Here is a 21,665-nt window from a genome sequence, read left to right as displayed (position 1 = left end):
ATATTGAACATTTTATGAACATTCATTTATTGCGTTCTCATATAGAGAAAATAGTTCCTTTAAGCGATGAAGAATTTGCGCTTGTCGCCTCCTACTTTGTAGAGCGTTCCCTGAAAAAACATCAGTTTTTGGTGCGGGAGAACGCGCTGATACCTTATGAATATTGGGTAGTGAGTGGACTGCTAAAAGTCTCTCAAATAGACTCTAGCGGAAAGGAGCATATTCTGCAATTTGCTATGGAAGACTGGTGGGTAAGCGATTATCAGGCTTTTTTCCTCCACAAAGAAGCTACCTTAAGCATTACTTGTTTGGAGGACTGCCAACTACTGGCTATTTCTTATGAAGACAAGGAAAAGCTATGCGATGAGCTCCCTAAAATCAATACTTTTGTGCGCAAGAAAAGCAATATGGGCTATATAGCGCTACAAAAGCGCATTCTCTCGCTCCTGAGCAATGATGCTCGCACCCGTTATGAACAGTTTTTAGAACTCTATCCTTCCCTTTTACAACGTCTCCCGAAAAGTCTTATAGCCTCTTATTTAGGTGTCTCGCGCGAGACCCTCAGTAGGTTGTATTCATAATTTTCTGTGACATACCTCACACCAAAAAAGTGATGTACCTCATTGGTAGCAGTTGCCTACTCGCCGTACTTTTGCCCCCGAAAATTAACAATCCTAAATCATTATTAACACTATGATAAAACACGCATTTGTAACAGGTGCTACAGGGTTATTGGGTGGACAAATCGTTCGCGCTTTGGTAGCACGTAATATTGAAGTATCGGCATTGGTACGCAGTAGAGAGAAAGCTGCTAAAATGTTTGGCAACTTAAAAATTAATTTTGTAGAAGGTGATATTTTGCAACCTGAAAGCTACCGTGCAGGCTTGAAAGGGTGCGATGCCTTGTTTCATACGGCGGCATTCTTTCGTGATGCACTCAAAGGAGGCAAGCACTGGCAAACCTTATACAACACCAATGTCGTCGGTACAAAAAATCTATTACAAGTAGCTTATGAGGAAGGAGTTCGCCGAGTGGTACACACCTCGAGTATCGGTGTACTCGAAGGCAAGCGAGGACAAGTGATAGATGAGACGATGTTGCGCAGTTCTAACACAAGCAATGATTATTATCGCAGTAAAATCCTAAGTGATGAAGCTGTTTTGTCTTTTTTGGATACACACCCCGATATATTTGCTTGTTTCGTACTACCAGGATGGATGTTTGCCCCTGCCGATATGGGACCTACATCTTCAGGACAGTTCATTTTAGACTTCTTACAGAAGAAATTACCAGGGGTAATGAAAGCAAGTTTTAGTCCGGTAGATGCAAGAGATGTAGCAGAACATCAAATTTTAGCAATGGAAAAAGGGAGGCGAGGCGAGCGTTACTTAGCAGCAGGGCGACATATGGAAATGCGAGAGATTATGGTAGCACTTGCCCAAGTGAGTGGCGTCCCGATGCCTACACGAAAAATTCCTAACGCCTTGTTATGGACGATTGCTTACCTAAATGAGTTCTATCACTTCCTTACTAAAAAGCCTATTCTACTGAGCCGTGCCAGTGTAAAAGGCATTGAAGATGAATACGATTGCACACGGTTTAGCCACGAAAAAAGTGCGCGCGAATTAGGAGTGAGTTTTCGTCCTTTTGCTGAAACCTTAAAAGATACTATAGCTTGGTATCGAGAAAACAATTGGATAAAGTAAGGCAATAAATTTTAAATAGAATTATTTGGTTAGTGGTTAGTTTTCAGTTGTTAGCAAGCAACTAAAAACTAATCACTAATATTTTTTTGTATCTTTGCACCAACAAATAACAATCTAATTTAAAAAAACAGTATTTTATGAAAAAGATAAACAAATTGGTGATATGCCTTGCCGTTGCCCTTGTGGGGTGCAATAGTCAAAAACAGACCTCTACTTCACCTACCTTGCCCGAGGTAAGTCGTTGGACGGGTGAATACGGCGGATTTGATAAGAGTTATGACGATACACTCTTTGCCTTGCGAGAAGAAATTGCGCCTAAGTTTAAACAATTATCTTTTAACGACACTCTTACTGGGCGAACTATGCAATATAATCTGTTTACGCCTAAGAATTACGACCCTAATAAGCAATATCCTTTAGTGCTTTTTATGGCAGATGCAAGTACCGTAGGCAAAGGGGTGATAGCTCCTCTTAAACAAGGCTATGGAGGGATTATTTGGGCTACCGATGAAACTCAAAAAGAGCACCCTTGTTTCGTTCTTGTACCTTCTTACAAAGGAAAAGAAGCTGCTACTAATGATGCTTACGAGGTAACCGATGAAGTACCTACCACGTATCACCTTTTGCAAGAGATTCTAAAAAAGTATGCTATCGACCGCAATAGGGTATACGCCACTGGGCAATCAATGGGAGGAATGATTTCCTTTTACCTCAATGTACATTACCCCGACTTGTTCGCAGCCTCTTTGTATGTAGGCACGCATTGGGATTTCCAGCAGCTTAAAGAGGTTTTACCCAAACAAAAGTTCTTTTATATAGCCTCCGAATTAGACAAAGCAGCCCCTATTATGCAACAAATGGAGACTTTCTTTACTCAGGAGAATATCGCTTATGCAACCACCAAGTTTGCTGCCAATCTTCCTGAAAAGCAAAAAGAACAAGCCATCAAGGAATTACTTAAAAAAGGAGCTGATAAAAATATCGTACAATTCATAAAAGGCACCGTATTGCCCAACGGATTTACAAAAAAAGCCGAAGCCGGTGAACACATGTATGCCTTTGACTATGCTTATCAGCTAAAAACCGTACGCGATTGGTTGCTAAGCCAACACAAGTAGAAAATTATCTCTTACCTAAAAATGAAAGCACTTATCATCGGCGCTACAGGCGCCACCGGAAAAGATTTAGTAACACTACTATTAAACGACGACACTTATACCGAAGTGCATTGCTTTGTGCGCAAACCCTTAGCCCTCACCCACCCCAAGCTACACGCTCACGTGGTCAATTTTGATACCCCTGAGGCGTGGGCAGACTTGTTGCAAGGCGATGTGGCTTTCTCTTGCTTAGGCACCACCTTAGCCGTTGCAGGTAGCAAAGAAGCCCAATGGCGGGTAGATTACGACTATCAGTACGCCTTTGCCCAGCAGTGTAAAGTCAATGGAGTACCCACCTTTGTACTCGTCTCGGCAGCAGGAGCTAAAGCACAATCCAAGTTGTTCTATAATCGAATGAAAGGGCAGTTGGAAGAGGCTGTGAAAGCCCTTGAGTTTACACGATTACTTATCTTCCAACCCTCAGTTTTAGTGCGCAAAGGGTCGGATAGGAAAGGGGAACAATTCGGACTAAAAATGATTGTACTGCTCAACAAAATAGGACTTTTCAAGCGGTATCGCCCTATGCCAACGAACGTTTTGGCTCAGAGAATGCGCCGTGAAGTAGCCACAGCCACTGAGGGGGTACATACTTTTACCCTTGATGAGATCTTTTTATAATGATCACTGAATACTGACCTCCGATTACAGATTACAGACTTGTGTATATAGAAAATAAATTGTACTTTTGCCTTCGCTAATGAGAGAAATATGAGAACAATCCGAAACTTGTTTTTTATAGGAATGATCTTGGGGACATTCTCATTATATGCCCAAGAGGAGAAGGATATTCCTTCTACACGGATAGATAAGCAACCTTATTACTTAAAAATCGATACCCTTACAGGAGAGAAAAAGGAAATCCCTTTCAGTAATTTTGCACACCAATGGGTGACAAAAAAATTAAAATATCCAGAAAGAGGTATAGAAGAAAAGATTCAAGGCATAGTAATTGTAATACTCACAATAGATGAAAAAGGGATTCTTTCTATAAAAGAAATAAGGGAGGGTAATCCTCTCCTACAAGAAGAAGCTTGTAGGGTATTTGATGGATTTCCTCAGCTCTTCCCAGCCCTACAAGGAGGTAAGCCTGTAAGCATTACCATTGGCTATCCTATTAGATTCAAAATTGACTACTAACCACTTTATATAGAAAATAAATTGTACTTTTGCCTTTCAATACAGAAATATATGACGACAGCTATTAGGTATTTATTTCTTATAGGAATGCTCTTCGGAGCTTTCTCTTTATATGCCCAAGAAGAGGAGGAGGTTCCTTTTTTCCGGATAGAGAAACACCCTTATTACGTACAAACAGATACAATTACAAGAGAAACAAAGGAAATACCTTTTAAGAATTTTTTAGATCAATTGGTAATAAAGAATCTTAGGTACCCTCAGGAAGCTGTAGAAAAAAAGATTCAAGGCAGAGTAATAGTAGCCCTTAGGATAGATAAAAAGGGTATTCTTTCTATAAAAGAAATTATAGGGCGTAATCCCCTCTTGGAAGAAGAAGCCTGTAGGATATTTGACGGATTCCCTCAGCTCTCCCCAGCCTTACTAAGAGGCAAGCCTGTAAATATTCTCTATAACTATCCTATCGTATTTAGAATCACCGAATAGAGTGAAAAGTAAAGAATAATCACTTGTCATTAATCATTAAGAATGAACCATCTTAAGCAATTAGAAGCGGAAAGTATTTATATTATGCGCGAAGTAGCCGCGCAGTTTGAGCGTCCTGCCCTACTCTTTAGTGGAGGTAAGGACTCTATTACTTTGGTACATTTAGCTATCAAGGCATTTGCCCCTATGAAGATTCCTTTTCCTTTGGTACATATCGACACAGGGCACAACTTCCCTGAGGCAATTGCCTACCGCGATGCCTTAGCCAAGCGCATCGGGGCGGAACTTATTGTACGCCAAGTGGAAGATACCATCAAGGCGAAGGGGCTGACTGAACCCAAAGGTAAGTTTGCCTCCCGCAACTGGCTACAAACGCATACTCTTTTGGATACTATTGAGGAATTTCACTTTGATGCCTGTATAGGAGGTGCACGCCGTGATGAGGAGAAAGCACGTGCTAAGGAGCGTTTTTTCTCGGTACGTGATGAGTTTGGTCAGTGGGATCCTAAGTTGCAACGTCCAGAGCTATGGGATATCTACAACGGGCGTATCCACAAGGGGGAGAATGTGCGTGTGTTTCCTATTTCCAATTGGACAGAATTGGACGTATGGAGCTATATTGAGCAGGAAAATATAGCGCTACCTTCTATCTATTTTGCCCATGATCGCGAGGTGATTGAGCACGAAGGTCGTCTGATAGCCGTCTCTCCTTTTATCCAAATAGATGAGAATGATAAAATCGTCAATAAGCGGGTGCGCTATCGTACCGTGGGCGATATGACCTGTACTGCCGCTGTGGAGAGTGATGCTGCTACTCTTGAAGAGGTGGTGAGAGAAATAGCAGCCTCCCGTATCTCCGAACGTGGAGAAACCCGTATCGATGACCGTGTCACCGAAGCGGCTATGGAAGATAGAAAAAAAGGAGGCTATTTTTAGGATTCTTTTCGACAAACTATTACTCTTCCATTGCCTATAAAACTTGGCATGGTTTTGGCTATCTATAAAATTATAGTAGTATACAATATAAAAATTAACAATTGACAATTATGTGGATTTATTATGTAATTCTTGGCGCAATAGCCTTAGTAAGTTGGCTGGTGAGCAACCGCCTACAGAGCAAGTTTGAATATTATTCCAAAGTGCATTTGCGCAATGGGATGAGTGGGGCGGAGATTGCCCAAAAGATGCTTGAAGACCATGGCATCCGTGATGTGAAAGTAATTTCAACTCCAGGAAGGCTCACTGATCACTATAATCCTGTGGATAAGACAGTGAACCTCAGTGAGGCGGTATATAACCAACGTAATGCCGCTGCCGCTGCAGTAGCAGCTCATGAGTGTGGGCATGCGGTGCAACATGCTCAAGCTTATTCTTGGCTCACACTACGTTCCAAACTGGTTCCTGCAGTGAATGTTTCCTCCAATCTTTCCCAATGGCTTATTTTAGGAGGATTCCTTTTAGGGGCTGCTGCCAAGGTAGGTTTTGGATATTGGGTAGCCTTGATAGGGGTGATTCTTTTTGCTGTCACTACGGCTTTTGCTTTCATTACCCTACCTGTGGAGTATGATGCCAGCAATCGTGCTTTGGCTTGGCTTAAGAATAAGAATATCGTCTCCCAGCAGGAATATGCAGGAGCAGAGGACTCGCTTAAGTGGGCAGCTCGTACTTATGTAGTGGCTGCTTTGGGTTCTCTCGCACAACTTCTTTATTGGGTGTATAGACTTATGGGAAGTAATAGAGATTAAGAAGAATTGTTAACCATTAATATTAGTACATTGAAAAATTCAGATAATTTCTTTCTTTTGGCGGGGCCTTGTGCTATAGAGGGAGAAGATATGGCTATGCGTATAGCCGAAAAAATTGTAAAAATCACTACTGCTCTTGATATTCCTTATACCTTCAAGGGGAGTTTCAAAAAGGCCAATCGCAGTCGTATAGATTCTTTTACAGGGATAGGGGATGAGAAGGCATTGAAGATACTCCAAAAAGTATCTCTGACCTTTGGCATACCTACTATAACGGATATTCATGAGATAAAAGATGCAGAAATGGCGGCGGAGTATGTCGATGTACTACAGATTCCTGCTTTTTTGGTTCGACAGACAGACTTAGTCGTGGCTGCCGCAAAAACAGGAAAAAAAGTCAATCTCAAAAAAGGGCAGTTCATGAGTCCTGAGAGTATGAAGCATGCTGTACAGAAGGTATTGGATAGTGGCAATGATCAAGTCTGGATTACCGATAGAGGAACTATGTTCGGTTATCAGGATATGATTGTGGACTTCCGAGGAATTCCTACCATGAAGCAGTATGCTCCTGTGGTCTTAGATATTACTCATTCACTCCAGCAGCCTAACCAAAGCTCAGGGGTAACAGGAGGTAGGCCAGATATGATTGAAACTATCGCGCGAGCAGGAGTGGTGAACAATGTAGATGGAATCTTTGTGGAAACACATTTCGATCCAGCCAATGCCAAGAGTGATGGGGCGAATATGCTACATCTCGACCTGCTGGAGGGACTTCTTACCCGCCTTGTAGCAATACGAAAAACCATTAACACATTCTAAAAAAGTCTAATTCTTTCTACCATGAACGAGCAAACGGCCTATGCTAAGACCATCACTGGTATATATAACAAGGTGTATCAGGGAAAAAATGTAGGGAAAATACCCACTTACATCCCTGAACTACTCAATATAAATCCTGATAAGTTTGGAATTGCTATCCATACTTTACAAGGAAAAAAATTTGGTATAGGTGATTACCAAGAAAAGTTTTCTATACAGAGTATTGCCAAGGTGCTTTCCTTATCTATGGCATACAATATCTTTGGGGATAGTATTTGGGAGAGGGTGTCGGTGGAGCCTTCGGGAACCTCTTTTAACTCGCTCTTACAGCTTGAAGCCAACAATGGGATCCCGCGTAACCCGCTGATCAATGCAGGAGCTATTGTCATCTGTGATATATTGCTTTCTCACTTTGAGAATGCTGAAGAAGAATTTATTAAGTTTGTTCGTCAGCTTGCCAATGATCCTACGATAGAGTATTCACAGACCATAGCTTCTTCAGAGAAGGAGGTAGGGTATCGCAACTTTGCCCTCTGTTATTATATAAAGTCCTTGGGCAATATAGAGAATGACCCAGAAAGGGTTTTGGACTTCTACTTTAAGCTTTGTTCTATAGAGCTTACTTGTGAGTCCTTGGCTTATGTATTCACTTTCTTGGCCAATGATGGGATCACCCTACACGAAGGAAATCGCATTCTCCCCCATATATATACTAAGCGTATCAATGCTATTATGCAGACTTGTGGTTTCTATGATGAATCAGGGGAATTTGCCTTCCGAGTAGGTCTTCCTGGCAAGAGTGGGGTAGGAGGAGGCATTGTGGCCATCATGCCTGGTCACTATGCCATCGCGGTATGGAGTCCACGCCTGAATGAAAAAGGTAATTCCTACCGAGGGGTAAAATTCTTGGAAGGGTTCACTATGCAGACACAAATATCCGTCTTTTAGAGCAAAAGTAAAGTCGCTATGAGCGAGTATCTGACCGAGTGAGTGAAGGTGGGCATATAGTGAAAAATTAAAAGAGTGAAGAATGATATTCCTATCATTTTTCACTCTTCTCTTTAAAGTTGGTCTACAAGGACTCGAACCTTGAATTACAGAGCCAGAATCTGTCGTGTTACCATTACACCATAGACCATTGCTTTATTGCAGGGGCAAAGGTACGACTTTTTTTTGAAATGCGCAATAAAAAAAGCAACCTTTTACAGTTGCTTTTTCCAAATAACTTTAAACTATAATAATATGATTAACCCAATTCAAAAAAATAGGATTGAAAAAGTTGGTCTACAAGGACTCGAACCTTGAATAACAGAACCAAAATCTGCTGTGTTACCATTACACCATAGACCATCTCTCAATTGCGGTGCAAAGGTACAACTTTTTTTCAAACCTGCAAGTGTTTGCCTTAAAAAAATAAAAAAAATTTTTTTCTCTTTATTTTATTAGGTAGATACAATAAAAATGTGTAACTTCGCTCCGTTTTTTTAAAAAGATAAAAAATGGATTTACAAAAGGACTTTCATAAGTATAATCTCATTACAGGATGGGGGGTATTTCTCATTGCTTTACTCACCTATGGGCTCTCAGTAGAGCCTACTGTAAGTTTCTGGGACTGTGGAGAGTATATAGCTACCTCGGCTAAGCTCGAAGTGGGTCACCCACCTGGAGCACCTTTTTTCCAGATGGTAGGGGCTTTCTTTGCTTCTTTTTCTCCTTCGCCTGAGAAGACAGCTCTTTTTGTAAACTTTATTTCGGTATTCTCCAGTGCCTTTACCATATTATTTTTATATTTCATTATTGTCAATTTTACTAAGAAGATTGCTCTGTCCTCCAAAGAGACCCTTACCAATGCGCAGGTGATAGGCTTGTATGGCAGTGGGGTAGTGGGGGCTTTGGCCTATACTTTCTCAGATAGCTTTTGGTTCAATGCCACCGAGACGGAGGTATATGCCATGGCGATGCTCTTCATGTCAGCCATGTTTTGGTTAGGGCTTAAGTGGACAGACAACTTAGATAGTCCTCGGGGGGATAAGTGGTTGCTACTCATCGCTTTAGTAGTAGGACTTTCTTTTGGAGTACACTTTATGGCACTGCTTACTATTCCGGCCATCGGGATGCTCTACTTTTTTAAATCTCATTTTGAGAAGAATATCAAGAACTTTATCTTGGCCAATGTGATTTCTATATCTATATTGCTACTGATATTCAAGCTGATACTTCCTTATACTTTGGCGTTGTTCGGTTACACAGAAGTGTTTTTTGTCAATGAACTGGGCATGCCTTTTAACTCTGGAACTATTTTTACAGGAATCTCTATTATAGCTTTGTTTGTATTTACTCTATGGCAAGCACAGAAGCACCAAAAGCGTCTCTTACAGACTGCTACTCTCTGTCTGCTCTTTGTTTTCGTAGGTTTTTCCTCTTGGCTGATGATCCCAATACGTGCCAATGCAGGTACTGTCATCAATGAGAACAGCCCCACCGATGCGCGTTTGTTACTGGCTTACTACAACTTGGAACAATACCAGAAGACCTATCTCTTCAAAGGGCCTATGTACTCAGATGCTTTTGCGCCTACAGGGGATGATTATATGGATGAAAAGCCTAAATACGAAAGAGATTATAAGCAACAAAAGTATATCATCGTTAATCAATACAAGGATGCTTTGGATGCTCCCAATCCGGAGCATGTGGGCTTGTTGCCCCGTATGTGGAGCTCGGAACATGCAGCTAACTATATGATGCTTACCTCTCCACTAAAGTACCATATCAATCCCGAACGAAATGATGAGCAGACACAGCAGCTCAATCAAGCCCTACAGAGAACCTTAGCCGCAGGGGATTACGAACAATATGCATACCTCCTCCGCCGAGGACAAGGCAGAATCATAGTAGAGAAGCCATCCTTCTGGGACAACCTCTCTTTTATGTTCAGCTACCAGTTCAACTATATGTACTTACGCTATCTGCTATGGAACTTTGTAGGTCGCCAAGATGATATACAGGGAAAGATCTATAACAATCATGGCAACTGGATTTCTGGTATTTCTTTCATAGATGATTGGCATACAGGCTATCCTCAAGAGCACCTCCCTTCCGATGCAAGGGACAACCGAGGTCGCAATACTTATTTCTTCCTACCTTTCCTTTTGGGCTTGGTAGGGATGTTCTTCCAGTTATCTTCTAGTAAGCGCCAGTGGTGGGTCGCCTTTACCCTCTTCCTTTTTACAGGATTGGCACTAAAAGTATACCTGAACGAACGTCCTTTTGAACCTCGAGAAAGAGATTATGCCTTGGTAGGTTCTTTCTTTACCTTTGCTATTTGGATAGGGATGGGAGTATATGCTATTTATGTATTTTTGGAGGAAAAACTCTCTTTCAAGTTCAAGGGCTTAGCACCTGCAGTAATTGGAGTATGCACCCTTGCGGTACCTGCTCGAATGCTTGCCGAGAATTGGGATGATCATGATCGCTCTAACCGCTATACAGCACGCGCCTTGGCTAAGAGCTATTTGGATTCTGTCTCCAAGGACAATGGAGCTATGATTTTCTCCATAGGGGACAATGATACCTTTGGCATGTGGTATATGCAGGAAGTGGAGCATTATCGTACCGATGTCAGGGTGATCAATACCTCTCTTCTGGGTACCGACTGGTATATAGACCAGATGAAGTGTAAGGCCTATACCAGTGATCCTATTCCTTCTCAGCTTGTTCATAGCCAATATGCCTATGGCGTACGCGATGCGATCTATTTCGATCAGAAAACCGATAAGATATGGAATATAAAGGACTTTATGAAGTGGGTAAGCAGTGATGATCCGAGTACCAAGCTGGAGATAGAGCGTGAGGGAGCTCCTTCTCAGTTTTATTCCAGCTATCCTACCGATAGGATTCGTATTCCTGTCAATAAGGAAAATGTTCTCAAGAGTGGTGTCGTAAAACCCGAAGATGCTGATAAGATTGTGGATTATATCGATATCAAATTGCCTTTTGGTATGGGTAAAAACCGCCTGATGATGCTTGATATCATTGCCAATAATGATTGGAAGCGCCCTATCTACTTCACTGGAGGTAGCTATAGTGACGACGAATATATTTGGATGCGTGATTACCTACAGCTCGACGGATTGGCTTATAAGTTGGTACCTATCAGAACCCCTATTGATAAGGACAATCCTTATGATATGGGGCGTATAGACTCCGACCTGATGTATAAGATTGTAAAGAGCTGGGATTGGGGCAATATGGATGATCCTAATATCTATCATGATCCCGAGACACGGCGCAATAGTATCGTCTTCCGTGGTAACCTTGCCCGCCTTACCGAAACCCTTATCAATGAAGGGAAAATACAGAAGGCAAAGGATATCCTTGATCTGGCCACCAAGCGTATTCCAGTAAGCCACTTCGGGTATTATTTCACGGTAGAACCTTTTATCACAGGATATTATCAGGTGAAGGAAAACGAAAAAGCCCGCAAGCTATTCCTTGAGGTAGCCAAGAAATACCAAGAGAATATAGAGTACTATCTCACCCTTTCGGCAAGTGACTTTATCAACCTGTATGAGGATGTAAGCCGAGACCTAAGGCGCTATGATGCTATGCTGCCGATTTTAGCTGAAGATAAGTCTTTCTATGACCAGCAGTATAAAATATATGAGCAGTATATAGATCGCCTTCAGGATAAGGCAGTATCCTTTGGACTTCTTTCTCAAGAGGATATCAAGGCACAAAAGCAACCTAAGGACCCTAACCCGCAAACTCCTGATAGTACACAATCTCAGGATACTGCAAAATAAGTAGTAACTTACTTTGGAGAATATACTCAATAGCTATGCTTTTCTTTGTAAAAGTATAGCTATTTTTTTACACATTTTAGCACTGTAACATGTGAGATTTTAGGGATGAGAAGGAGGCTATTTGAAAAATAATTAGTATCTTTGCAGCATAAAATGATAAGCGAAAATAGCTCAGTTGGTAGAGCGCAACCTTCCCAAGGTTGAGGTCGCGGGTTCGAGACCCGTTTTTCGCTCTTTTTTAATAATCATAGCTATATTTTTCGTTTGAAAAATGTAGCTCTTTTCTTATCATTATGAAGCAAATACTCTTATCACTTATCTTTTTATCTCTTGCTACTATATATGGACAACATACATCAGGCGGATATAAGCCTTTTCTCATTTTTACTTATTAACAGCGCTTATTTATATGAAATATCTTTCAAAAACACCCGTTTTGCTCAGTAATTATATTTTTCTTTTGAAAAGTATAGTTATTTCTCTATTGTTCTATAGTTGTTCCTCTAATTTTCCAGAGAATCAGGTGTATGGACAAGATAATCCACACGACATTAAGCCTTACCTATCCCAATCCAATTTGAAAGGGAAAATAAAAACGCTCCATTACTATAATGGGGATTATAGTGAGACTTTTCATTTCAACAAGCAAGGATTGCTCACTCATATAGATAATGGTCTGCACCAGAAACTATCCTATAATCGGCAAGGTAAACTAACCAAAATATACAGTGAAAGGGATGAAATTATTTTCACTTACCTCCCTAATAATACTGTAAAACAGGAATGGAAAAGTGATTTTGGGAATTCCACGCTTTATTATATCTACAATGACAAAGGAAACTTACTATCCGAAGAGAGTGAAGGAGATGGAAACTATAAATATTTGTATGAGTATGATAGTCAGGGGAGATTGTTAGTTAAAAAGTATGATTTTGCTTATATGAAAGCATTAAAAGAAACTGAAACTGATATGGGGCTGTCAGAGCGATCTTTTATGAAATTATATGAGTATGATACGGCAGGGAACCTCAGAAAATATACTGAATATGACAGACAAGGTGATATTGAGAAAATAGATATTTATAAAAAAGGGCTCCTTATAGAGACACAGAGGTATGAGCAAAATAAATTGTTTGAGAAATCTATTTTTACCTATGATAATGGAAAAGAGCAAGAAACGGTATATAATCAGAAAGGAACACCTATTCGCTTAGCAACGTACAACACCACGCTTGACAAGCAAGGAAATGTAATCCTCAAAACAGAAGAATATGAGGATACCTCTGATACAATCAAAGCGCAGGGTATAAAAACTATAGAAGAACGAGAAATAGAGTATTATCCGTAAAACTACAGTATATGAAATGCTTTTCCTTATTTTTGTTGTTTTTAGCAATCTCTGCAAGGGATTCCCTGCTTAACACACCTTAGTATCATAGGGAATAAGATTTTTAAGGAAAGTAGGTCTTTTATCTCAAAAATAATTAGTATCTTTGCCCCATCATTAGCACCCAATGAATATACTTAGTAACATTATTGCACAAACACACTCTTTTTCCTCCTTAAGCAGTACTCACAAGAGATACGCAGGGCAACGATATTTTTTATTATTAATACAATAGCTATATTTTTCTTTTGAAAAATGTAGCTATTTTTTTAAAACTCAATAAGTAAGAATGCTTAGTTATAAGAAACTATATTATGATGGTATAGATAAAAAGCTAATGATTTTGAAAAGTTACAGGATAAGTTATTAAAAAATAAAAGCGCTTAACAAAATGCCAAAAAGAAACGACCTTCATTGTGTTCTGCTCATCGGGTCAGGACCTATTATCATCGGACAAGCCTGCGAATTTGATTACTCAGGCTCGCAATCGTTGCGCTCTTTGCGCGAAGATGGTATCAAAACCATCCTTATCAACTCTAACCCCGCTACGATTATGACCGACCCCTCTATGGCGGATGTCGTCTATCTCAAACCTCTTACCACTAAATCATTGGTGGAAATCCTTAAAGCACACCCCGAAATAGATGCGGTACTCCCTACTATGGGCGGACAAACAGCGCTTAACCTCTGTATTGAGGCTGACGAAAAAGGCATCTGGAAGGACTTTGGGGTGGAAATCATTGGGGTAGATATCGATGCAATACAAATCACTGAAGACCGCGAGAAGTTCCGCGTGTTGCTCGATGAAATCGGTATCCCTATGGCACCGTCCGAAACAGCTACTTCTTTCCTAAAGGGAAAGGAAATTGCCCAACGCTTTGGTTTTCCACTTGTAATACGTCCGTCCTTTACTTTGGGTGGTACAGGGGCTTCTATCGTCTATAAAAAAGAAGATTTTGATATGCTGCTTAATCGCGGTTTGGAAGCTTCGCCTATCCACGAGGTGCTTATCGATAAGGCGCTTTTAGGCTGGAAGGAGTACGAACTGGAACTTTTGCGCGATAAGAACGACAATGTGGCGATCATCTGTACCATTGAAAATATGGATCCTATGGGTATCCACACTGGCGATTCTATTACCGTAGCCCCTGCTATGACTCTATCTGACCGCACTTTCCAACGTATGCGCGATATGGCTATTAAGATGATGCGTAGTATAGGCGATTTTGCTGGTGGTTGCAATGTGCAGTTTGCTGTATCTCCTGATGAAAAGGAAGATATTATCGCTATTGAAATCAACCCACGGGTATCGCGTTCTTCGGCTTTGGCCTCTAAGGCTACAGGTTATCCTATTGCTAAGATTGCCACTAAGCTTGCTATTGGCTATCATTTGGACGAATTGCAAAACCAAATCACCAAATCCACCTCTGCTTTCTTTGAGCCTACTTTGGACTATGTGATTGTGAAGATACCACGTTGGAACTTTGATAAGTTTGAAGGCTCAGACCGTACTATTGGCTTGCAAATGAAATCAGTAGGAGAGGTCATGGGTATTGGTCGTTCTTTCCAAGAAGCCTTACAGAAAGCTACCCAATCGCTCGAAATCAAGCGCAATGGTTTGGGAGCCGATGGTAAGGGTGAGAAGAACTACGAACAAATCATTGAAAAACTTACTTACCCCAGCTGGGATAGAGTATTTGTGATATATGATGCCGTACAGATGGGTATTCCGCTAAGCCGTATTCATGAGATCACCAAAATAGATATGTGGTTCCTCAAACAATATGAAGAACTTTGTGCGCTTGAGAAAGAAATATCCAACTATAAAATAGATACCCTCCCTAAGCAGCTCCTTTTTGAAGCTAAGCAAAAAGGGTTTGCCGATCGACAAATTGCCTATATGCTTGGTTGCTGGGAGAGTGAGGTGCATAAAAAACGTGAAGAACTCAATATACGCCGTGTATTCAAATTAGTAGACACTTGTGCTGCCGAGTTCAAAGCACAAACTCCTTACTATTATTCTACCTTTGAGGCACCTATCCGTACGGCTGACGGCAAGGAATACGTAGCTAACGACAGTGTAGTAACCGATCGCAAGAAGGTGGTAGTACTCGGTTCAGGACCTAACCGTATAGGGCAGGGAATTGAGTTTGACTACTGCTGTGTGCATGGGGTATTGGCTGCAGAAGAATGTGGTTATGAAACCATAATGATCAACTGTAACCCTGAGACGGTATCTACCGATTTTGATACGGCTAATAAGCTCTATTTTGAGCCTGTGTTCTGGGAGTATATCTACGATATTATCCAACACGAAAAGCCCGAAGGAGTGATCGTACAGCTCGGCGGACAAACAGCCTTGAAGTTAGCCGAGAAATTAGACAAATATGGTATTAAGATCATAGGTACCAGCTTCCAATCCTTGGATTTGGCAGAAGACAGAGGAAGTTTCTCTACCTTACTGAAAGAGAATAACATTCCTTACCCACGCTTTGGCGTAGCTGAAACGGCTGATGAGGCGCTCAAACTCGCCGATGAACTTGACTTCCCATTATTGGTACGTCCTTCGTATGTATTAGGAGGACAGGGTATGAAGATTGTTATCAATAAAGAAGAGTTGGAAGCTCATGTGGTAGACCTATTGCGCAAGATACCCAACAACAAGCTCTTACTCGACCATTATCTCGATGGCGCTATAGAAGCCGAAGCCGATGCGATATGCGATGGCGAAAATGTGTATATCATTGGTATTATGGAGCATATAGAGCCTTGCGGTATCCACTCAGGTGATAGTAACGCTACCTTACCGCCGTTCAACTTGGGTGAGTTCGTGATCCAACAGATCAAAGACCATACGCATAAAATAGCCTTGGCACTCAATACGGTAGGGCTTATCAATGTACAGTTTGCTGTAAAAGACGATGTAGTGTATATCATCGAGGCCAATCCACGTGCTTCGCGTACGGTACCGTTTATCTCTAAAGCCTACCAAGAGCCGTATGTGAACTATGCTACCAAGGTAATGCTTGGCGATAAGAAACTCACTGATTTTCATTTCAATCCACACTTAGAGGGCTTTGCTATTAAGCAACCTGTCTTCTCATTCAACAAATTCCCGAATGTAGATAAGAAGCTAGGACCTGAAATGAAATCTACTGGCGAAAGTATTTTGTTTATAGATAGCCTTAAAGATGATGCTTTCTATGAGATTTATACGAGAAGGAAGATGTACTTGAGTAAATAGTCGCAAGACTTACTGATTGATAAAAATACTTTGCTAAAATCTTGACTTTAGCAAAGTATTTTTTGTATATTTGCGGGGTGGAAAATATAATTTTATGTCTCGCAGTCGTAAAAAGGCTATTTTCAAAGATAAAGGGATAGGTAAAAGAACCTATCATCGTATCGTTAGGCGACATAATGGTACTATCTTAAGAACAAAAATAAAATCCAATATCCTTTTAGATGATATAGAAATAGAACTTGATTTGAAAGATAGTAAATCCATTGTGAATGACTATAATTACTGTGACTATAAAACCAATTGGGAGCAAAATATAACATTAAAGAATCTTCTTACAAAGGAAGAACTGAAAAAATGGCAGAGAAAATAGTTTTTTCATCAAAACAATCACGTACTATAATACTATTAAAACCTATGTTCCATTTATTCTTATTTTTTCTCCCTTGCCTTGCACTGGCGCAATATCCTAAAGCAATGAATTTAGGCAAGCTTTATCAGGAGAAATAGATAGTGTCATATATACATTGTACAAGATGTACAGAAGAAATTTCGTAGTTTTAAACTTCTAAGGAGAAAATATTAGAAACAACAAACCGCCACTTATTATATAAAAATTGTCTTCCCCTCATAATAAGGTATTGCGGAGTAATAAAGGGGAATGACTCCATTGTATTCATTATTGGGAAGAAAGACAAGACAGGGCTGTGGCTCACTCTAAACAAAGTTTGCAAAGCTGAGGATACCGCCTTTCACTTTTTGAGAGACTTAATTGGTTTTCCCTCTGTTTAGAGGTCTTCTCTTTCTCAATTTTACTAATTGCTAATTGTATCTGTATGTTTTACAAAGAATTAGAGGTAGCTCCTGGTTGTGTGGGGCTCTTATTCAAAAAGAATGTTTTTCAGCAAGAACTTTCTGCGGGTATTTATAAGTTTAGCCCATGGGAGAAAGTACAAATCATATCCCTATCGCAGAAACTGAGAAGTACAAGAGTGGTCAATCAGGAGGTATTAACGGCTGATAATATTGCTTTGCGCTTTTCCTTTTATATAGCCTACAAGTTGGATAATGCCAAGTTGTTTGTAGATAATTTCGGAGTAGGAGCGGATAATTTTGCTATAGCAGAACAACAGATGGTGGCCATAGCACAGGTGCTATTACGCCAGAAGATTGCGGCTATTCATAGTGAAAAACTAAACGAAAGCCGAGAAGATATCACCAACTTCAAAGAAGAGGCTTTCTGCAATGAAGTCGCTGCTTTGGGACTCAAGATCATAAAGGCACAACTAATAGACCTTACGTTTCCTCGAAGTGTACAAGAGCTCTTTTCTCGTGTCTTGGAAAGTAAAATACGGGCTACCTCCGAACTCGAAAATGCACGTACAGCAGTAGCCACCGCCCGAGCTCTCAAGAATGCTTCCGAACTGGTAAAAGGAGATGAAAATATTAAGTTTTTGCAATATTTGGAAACGATCACCAAGATAGCCGACAAGGGCAAACATACCTTTGTGATAGGAGAAGTACCTATGACAAAAATATAAAGAAACAACTAAAATCTAAAAATATGTATAAATCACTATTTTTTGTAGCTTTTCTAGGGCTTGTGGTAGCCTGCGAAAAATCAGGAGACAACAATGGCTCCACTACACAGACACCTACTCCACCAGTGGTACCCCCCTCTCCACCGGTGGTTACTCCTCCTGCTCCCACTCAAAAACCAGCGGCTTATGACAGGGATTTCTACTTGGAGCCTTCCCGCCTCAATGTGGTAAAGAACGAACACAATGCGGAACTTAAAAAACTCTATTATCAAGTATATGGCACCCCCTGTGGGGGCTGGTATGATGGGGTAAGTCCCAATGCAGCAAAGAATGAGGGTTGGCTGAAAAATTTTGTAGAGGGCGCAGAGAGGGCTCAGAAGACACCTATTGTCGTGCTTTATGGGATTCCGAACCGCGATTGTGGCTCTTTCTCTAAGGGAGGACACCCCACTGCGGCCTCCTATAAGGCTTGGATAGATAGGGTTAGTGCCATTATAGGGCAACGCCGTGCTGTGGTGATCGTAGAGCCTGATGCCATTAATTATTGCGGGCATAAAAAGGGTACCCAAGCCTATAACGAACGAGCTGAATTGCTCTCCTATGTAGGACGAATCCTACAAAAAAATAACCCTAATGTAGCCACTTATATCCATGCAGGCAATGCAGTACTGACGACAAATCACCCCGAAGCGATTGCCCAAGCGATTATAGACGGAGGTTTACAATATATGCGCGGTTTTGCCCTAAATGTATCAGGATTGGGAGGAACGCTTGAGGAACAGGAAGGAGCGGAGAAGTTTGTCGCTTACTTAGCCTCCAAAGGCTTCAAGGACAAGTACTATGTGATAGATACAGGGCGTAGTGGTATAAACCGACCTCAGCATCAGAATGCCAATGCTCCTTACAACTCATGTAACAATTTCAATGCCGCTTTAGGTCCTCGTAGTACCTCCAAAACTACGGGTGCTCATGCCGATGCCTATCTGTGGATTAACGGAGGAGGAGGCTCTGATGGAGAATGTAATATGGGAGCCCCAGCTGCAGGAAAGCCTTATCCAGAGTACACCAAGCACTTGGTAGAAAATGCCATAAGGGTAAAAAGTATAGAGATTCTTGAGGTACCTGAAAGCCTTAAATAGACTTATAAAAAACGCAAAAACAACTAATTACAAATAACTATGTTCCGATGGATATGTTCCCTATTCTTCTGTATAGGGTTACAGGCACAGTCTGTCAAGACCTTTGATCACACTTGTGCTGATGGGAAAGTACGTCCCTATGTAGTCTACTCCCCTCAGGGGGAGAGCAAGGCGCCTAAGCCATTACTTGTTTTTTTACATGGAGCCATTTCCTCACCTGAACTCAAGGCTCATCCCGAGGAGTATGTACAGAAATCACCGCTCTTGTCATTCGCCAATGCTGCGGGTTGTTATGTGCTTTTTCCCTTTGGACAGCAGGGGGCTACTTGGTTTGATCATGTTGGGCAGCAGATGGTTATGGACGAAATTGCTCAGGTGAAAAAACAATATGCGATTGATCCGAACAAGGTTTTTCTCTCTGGTTTTTCCGATGGAGGATCAGGGGTATATTATTTTTCTATGACCCAGCCTGAGCCCTTTGCAGGTTTTATCGCAATGAATGGGAGCTTAAAGGTAGCCAGTATGTTGGGCGAAGAAGCGCTTTTCCCCTGTAATATGAATCAGAAGCCCTTGTATATACTCAATACGACTGAGGATATACTCTATCCTTTGGATCAGATAATTCCTGCGGTGGATTTTCTTAAGAGGGATAACCCTCATATAGTCTTTAGAACTCCCAAAGGGAATCATTTTTTGAGCTATTTACCAGAAGAGCAGACCTCCTTGGTGACTTTTATCAAGGAGAATACACGTAAGCCACTGACACATATTGTATGGGAAACAGCTAATATTAGCAAAATCAATAGCATAGGTTGGTTGCGGCTCTCTGCTCTTTCGCTGGATCAAGCGCCGGCTTCTTGGCATGTTCCTTATCCCAAGGTACGTATAGAGAACAATAAGGCCGACTTGGGGCTCAAGTATGATTATACTTATCAGGGAAAGGGACTCAAAGTGGCTGGATTCAAAAATGATACAGTAACAGCCAAGCGCTTAGGAGTAAAACAAGGAGATATACTTCTCTCCTTGGAGCGTGATAGTATCACCTCTCCCATGTCGCCAATGCTGTATATGGCTAAGAAAAAAGCAGGCGACCCTACTCAGATAAGTGTGTTGCGTGAAGGAACACCGCTTACTCTAAAAGGGAATTTTAATGCTGGATATCCCTATCTGCTACTAAAACAACCAGAAAAGACAGCTAAGATAGAAGCAGAGCTTATAGGGAGAAGGGTATATATACGCACCTCTCGTGTGGTTGACTATCAGGTAGATAGAGAGCAAGCGCCCGTTAAGATCAAAGGGAAAATTAAAAAATTAAATAAGTAAAAGATGCCAAAAACTTACGGAAAATTTACACTATCGCTCACAGGAAAGGACAGTCATAAAGTAAATATTACCCCAGGACAAGGACGCTTTACTATAGCCCCTAAGACCTCGGGAGAGAAAGCTGATGCTTATGTAGATGCTGACACCCCTATACAATGGGAGGTTTTCAACGATTTTAAAGTACCCGCAGGAGGCAACTGGCCTCGTGTGATGGACTATATGGGGAATGACACTCGCTTTATAGAATGGACAGAACAGCGCGAAATGGAGAGCTTTGACTGGAGGCTAATGGCTCCTGCAACAGTAGATTTCTCTAAAGCAAAGATTGAATATTTATCGGTAGACAATAATGATTATCCTCTTGATATTAAACTCGGTAACAAGTGGCTGAGGGGGCTTAGTTTGGAAGGAAATCCGCATAAGATAACACTTGAGATGGCAGTTCCTTTGAAGAGTATCTCGTTTCGTATCAGTACTGAAAAGAAGAACAACACCCCTGTATTCTTGCCTGAGTTTGAAGTGCTAAAAGATCTTACGACTATCAATATAAGCACACCTGTAGGGGGACAACCCTTTGACTGCGGGAGCCTGTTGCAGTTCAAAAAACTGAAGACTGTGAGATTGTATGGAAATATGTGTAATATGGAGGCTTTGGGTAAACTAAACCTTAGCGGTATTGAGGTGCGGTATTGCCCTGATATGACTGGATTACCCCCTTTGAGTACTTGGGCAGACTTCAGCTATTGTATTTTCTGGAATGTGGAAGAGGTAAGAGGTAAGGCACTGAGAAAAGAACTGAAAGAATTGGAGAAAACGCGAGAGTTGAGTGAATATGCTTCAGTATCTAACTTGCACCCTAAGAGTTGGTTTGCTACAGAGTTCAACATTCCTTTTGCTTCGTGGGAAGGCAAGAACGGTAGAGAGGCAATGAAAGCCTATAAGGAAACCCTGAAAGCAGTAAAAAAAGCTAAAGAGGAAAAAGAAGTTAGGAGCCTATTAGAGGGGCTTATCGCAGTTATCAACGGGTTGCCTAATATAGAAACTACTGAGCGAGAGGACACCTACGAAGCTGTATGTCAGCTAGCAGAAGTAGCGTCTTTTGCTATTGAGGAAGAGAAAATAACGCAGTGGTTTGACCAGGCGAGAGAATTTTAATTGATCATTGAGAATTAGTATCGTTTCTT

Annotated in this window: 18 protein-coding genes and 3 tRNA genes; 19 read left to right on the top strand and 2 right to left on the bottom strand. The window is 41.1% G+C overall.

Going from position 1 to position 21,665, the window contains the following annotated elements; genetic code table 11:
* Positions 1 to 14: 14 nt before the first annotated feature.
* From CAPGI0001_RS08365 to CAPGI0001_RS08320, 10 genes are all read left to right on the top strand, one after another.
* Positions 15 to 581 carry a Crp/Fnr family transcriptional regulator gene (locus tag CAPGI0001_RS08365; protein ID WP_002668957.1) on the top strand — a complete coding sequence of 189 codons (567 nt, stop codon included), beginning with the start codon at positions 15 to 17 and terminating at the stop codon, positions 579 to 581.
* A gap of 112 nt (positions 582 to 693) precedes the next feature.
* Positions 694 to 1,707 (top strand): SDR family oxidoreductase, encoded by a 1,014-nt coding sequence (locus CAPGI0001_RS08360; protein ID WP_002669061.1) that lies wholly within the window; start codon positions 694 to 696, stop codon positions 1,705 to 1,707.
* A gap of 137 nt (positions 1,708 to 1,844) precedes the next feature.
* A complete protein-coding gene (locus CAPGI0001_RS08355; protein WP_002668874.1) occupies positions 1,845 to 2,825 on the top strand; it encodes a carboxylesterase family protein in 981 nt (326 codons plus the stop codon).
* Between the two features lie 21 nt (positions 2,826 to 2,846).
* On the top strand, positions 2,847 to 3,482 hold the full coding sequence (locus CAPGI0001_RS08350; RefSeq protein ID WP_002669046.1) for an NAD(P)H-binding protein: 636 nt from the start codon (positions 2,847 to 2,849) through the stop codon (positions 3,480 to 3,482).
* Between the two features lie 90 nt (positions 3,483 to 3,572).
* Complete coding sequence (locus CAPGI0001_RS08345) at positions 3,573 to 4,001, top strand: energy transducer TonB (RefSeq protein ID WP_040360078.1); 429 nt, start codon at positions 3,573 to 3,575, stop codon at positions 3,999 to 4,001.
* 51 nt (positions 4,002 to 4,052) lie between these two features.
* Positions 4,053 to 4,484, top strand: a complete 432-nt coding sequence (locus CAPGI0001_RS08340; protein ID WP_002668933.1) for an energy transducer TonB — start codon at positions 4,053 to 4,055, stop codon at positions 4,482 to 4,484.
* Between the two features lie 42 nt (positions 4,485 to 4,526).
* Positions 4,527 to 5,420, top strand: coding sequence for a sulfate adenylyltransferase subunit CysD (gene cysD, locus CAPGI0001_RS08335; RefSeq protein WP_002668805.1), 894 nt, complete (start codon positions 4,527 to 4,529; stop codon positions 5,418 to 5,420).
* A 110-nt stretch (positions 5,421 to 5,530) separates the two neighbouring features.
* The gene (locus CAPGI0001_RS08330; protein ID WP_002668864.1) at positions 5,531 to 6,229 is read left to right on the top strand and encodes a zinc metallopeptidase; all 699 of its coding nucleotides are present in this window, start codon (positions 5,531 to 5,533) and stop codon (positions 6,227 to 6,229) included.
* Between the two features lie 30 nt (positions 6,230 to 6,259).
* A complete protein-coding gene (gene kdsA / locus CAPGI0001_RS08325) occupies positions 6,260 to 7,048 on the top strand; it encodes a 3-deoxy-8-phosphooctulonate synthase (RefSeq protein ID WP_002669057.1) in 789 nt (262 codons plus the stop codon).
* Between the two features lie 21 nt (positions 7,049 to 7,069).
* A complete protein-coding gene (locus CAPGI0001_RS08320) occupies positions 7,070 to 7,996 on the top strand; it encodes a glutaminase (protein WP_002669136.1) in 927 nt (308 codons plus the stop codon).
* A 119-nt stretch (positions 7,997 to 8,115) separates the two neighbouring features.
* On the opposite strand, the gene CAPGI0001_RS08315 is transcribed toward CAPGI0001_RS08320, so the two are convergent.
* Both CAPGI0001_RS08315 and CAPGI0001_RS08310 read right to left on the bottom strand, forming a co-directional pair.
* Positions 8,116 to 8,186 (bottom strand) — tRNA-Gln (locus tag CAPGI0001_RS08315).
* Between the two features lie 141 nt (positions 8,187 to 8,327).
* Positions 8,328 to 8,398: transfer RNA gene (locus tag CAPGI0001_RS08310), tRNA-Gln, on the bottom strand.
* A 149-nt stretch (positions 8,399 to 8,547) separates the two neighbouring features.
* Between CAPGI0001_RS08310 and CAPGI0001_RS08305 the strand changes: the two genes are divergently transcribed.
* From CAPGI0001_RS08305 to CAPGI0001_RS08265, 9 genes are all read left to right on the top strand, one after another.
* Entirely contained in the window at positions 8,548 to 11,850 is a 3,303-nt protein-coding gene (locus CAPGI0001_RS08305) for a glycosyltransferase family 117 protein (protein ID WP_002668803.1), read from the top strand.
* 160 nt (positions 11,851 to 12,010) lie between these two features.
* Positions 12,011 to 12,083: transfer RNA gene (locus CAPGI0001_RS08300), tRNA-Gly, on the top strand.
* Between the two features lie 227 nt (positions 12,084 to 12,310).
* Entirely contained in the window at positions 12,311 to 13,198 is an 888-nt protein-coding gene (locus CAPGI0001_RS08295; RefSeq protein ID WP_040360077.1) for a hypothetical protein, read from the top strand.
* A 430-nt stretch (positions 13,199 to 13,628) separates the two neighbouring features.
* A complete protein-coding gene (carB, locus tag CAPGI0001_RS08290) occupies positions 13,629 to 16,481 on the top strand; it encodes a carbamoyl-phosphate synthase large subunit (protein WP_002669001.1) in 2,853 nt (950 codons plus the stop codon).
* 94 nt (positions 16,482 to 16,575) lie between these two features.
* The gene (locus CAPGI0001_RS08285) at positions 16,576 to 16,851 is read left to right on the top strand and encodes a hypothetical protein (RefSeq protein WP_002669138.1); all 276 of its coding nucleotides are present in this window, start codon (positions 16,576 to 16,578) and stop codon (positions 16,849 to 16,851) included.
* Between the two features lie 463 nt (positions 16,852 to 17,314).
* Entirely contained in the window at positions 17,315 to 18,019 is a 705-nt protein-coding gene (locus CAPGI0001_RS08280; RefSeq protein ID WP_002669069.1) for a slipin family protein, read from the top strand.
* Positions 18,020 to 18,042: 23 nt separating this feature from the next.
* The gene (locus CAPGI0001_RS08275; protein WP_002668879.1) at positions 18,043 to 19,158 is read left to right on the top strand and encodes a glycoside hydrolase family 6 protein; all 1,116 of its coding nucleotides are present in this window, start codon (positions 18,043 to 18,045) and stop codon (positions 19,156 to 19,158) included.
* Positions 19,159 to 19,197: 39 nt separating this feature from the next.
* Positions 19,198 to 20,481 (top strand): PHB depolymerase family esterase, encoded by a 1,284-nt coding sequence (locus CAPGI0001_RS08270; protein ID WP_002669105.1) that lies wholly within the window; start codon positions 19,198 to 19,200, stop codon positions 20,479 to 20,481.
* Positions 20,482 to 20,484: 3 nt separating this feature from the next.
* Entirely contained in the window at positions 20,485 to 21,636 is a 1,152-nt protein-coding gene (locus CAPGI0001_RS08265; protein WP_002668916.1) for a hypothetical protein, read from the top strand.
* Positions 21,637 to 21,665 lie beyond the last annotated feature (29 nt).

Origin of the sequence: Capnocytophaga gingivalis ATCC 33624 (assembly GCF_000174755.1) — a bacterium.
In the GTDB taxonomy this organism is placed as follows: domain Bacteria; phylum Bacteroidota; class Bacteroidia; order Flavobacteriales; family Flavobacteriaceae; genus Capnocytophaga; species Capnocytophaga gingivalis.
This window is presented reverse-complemented; position numbering and strand designations above follow the sequence as displayed.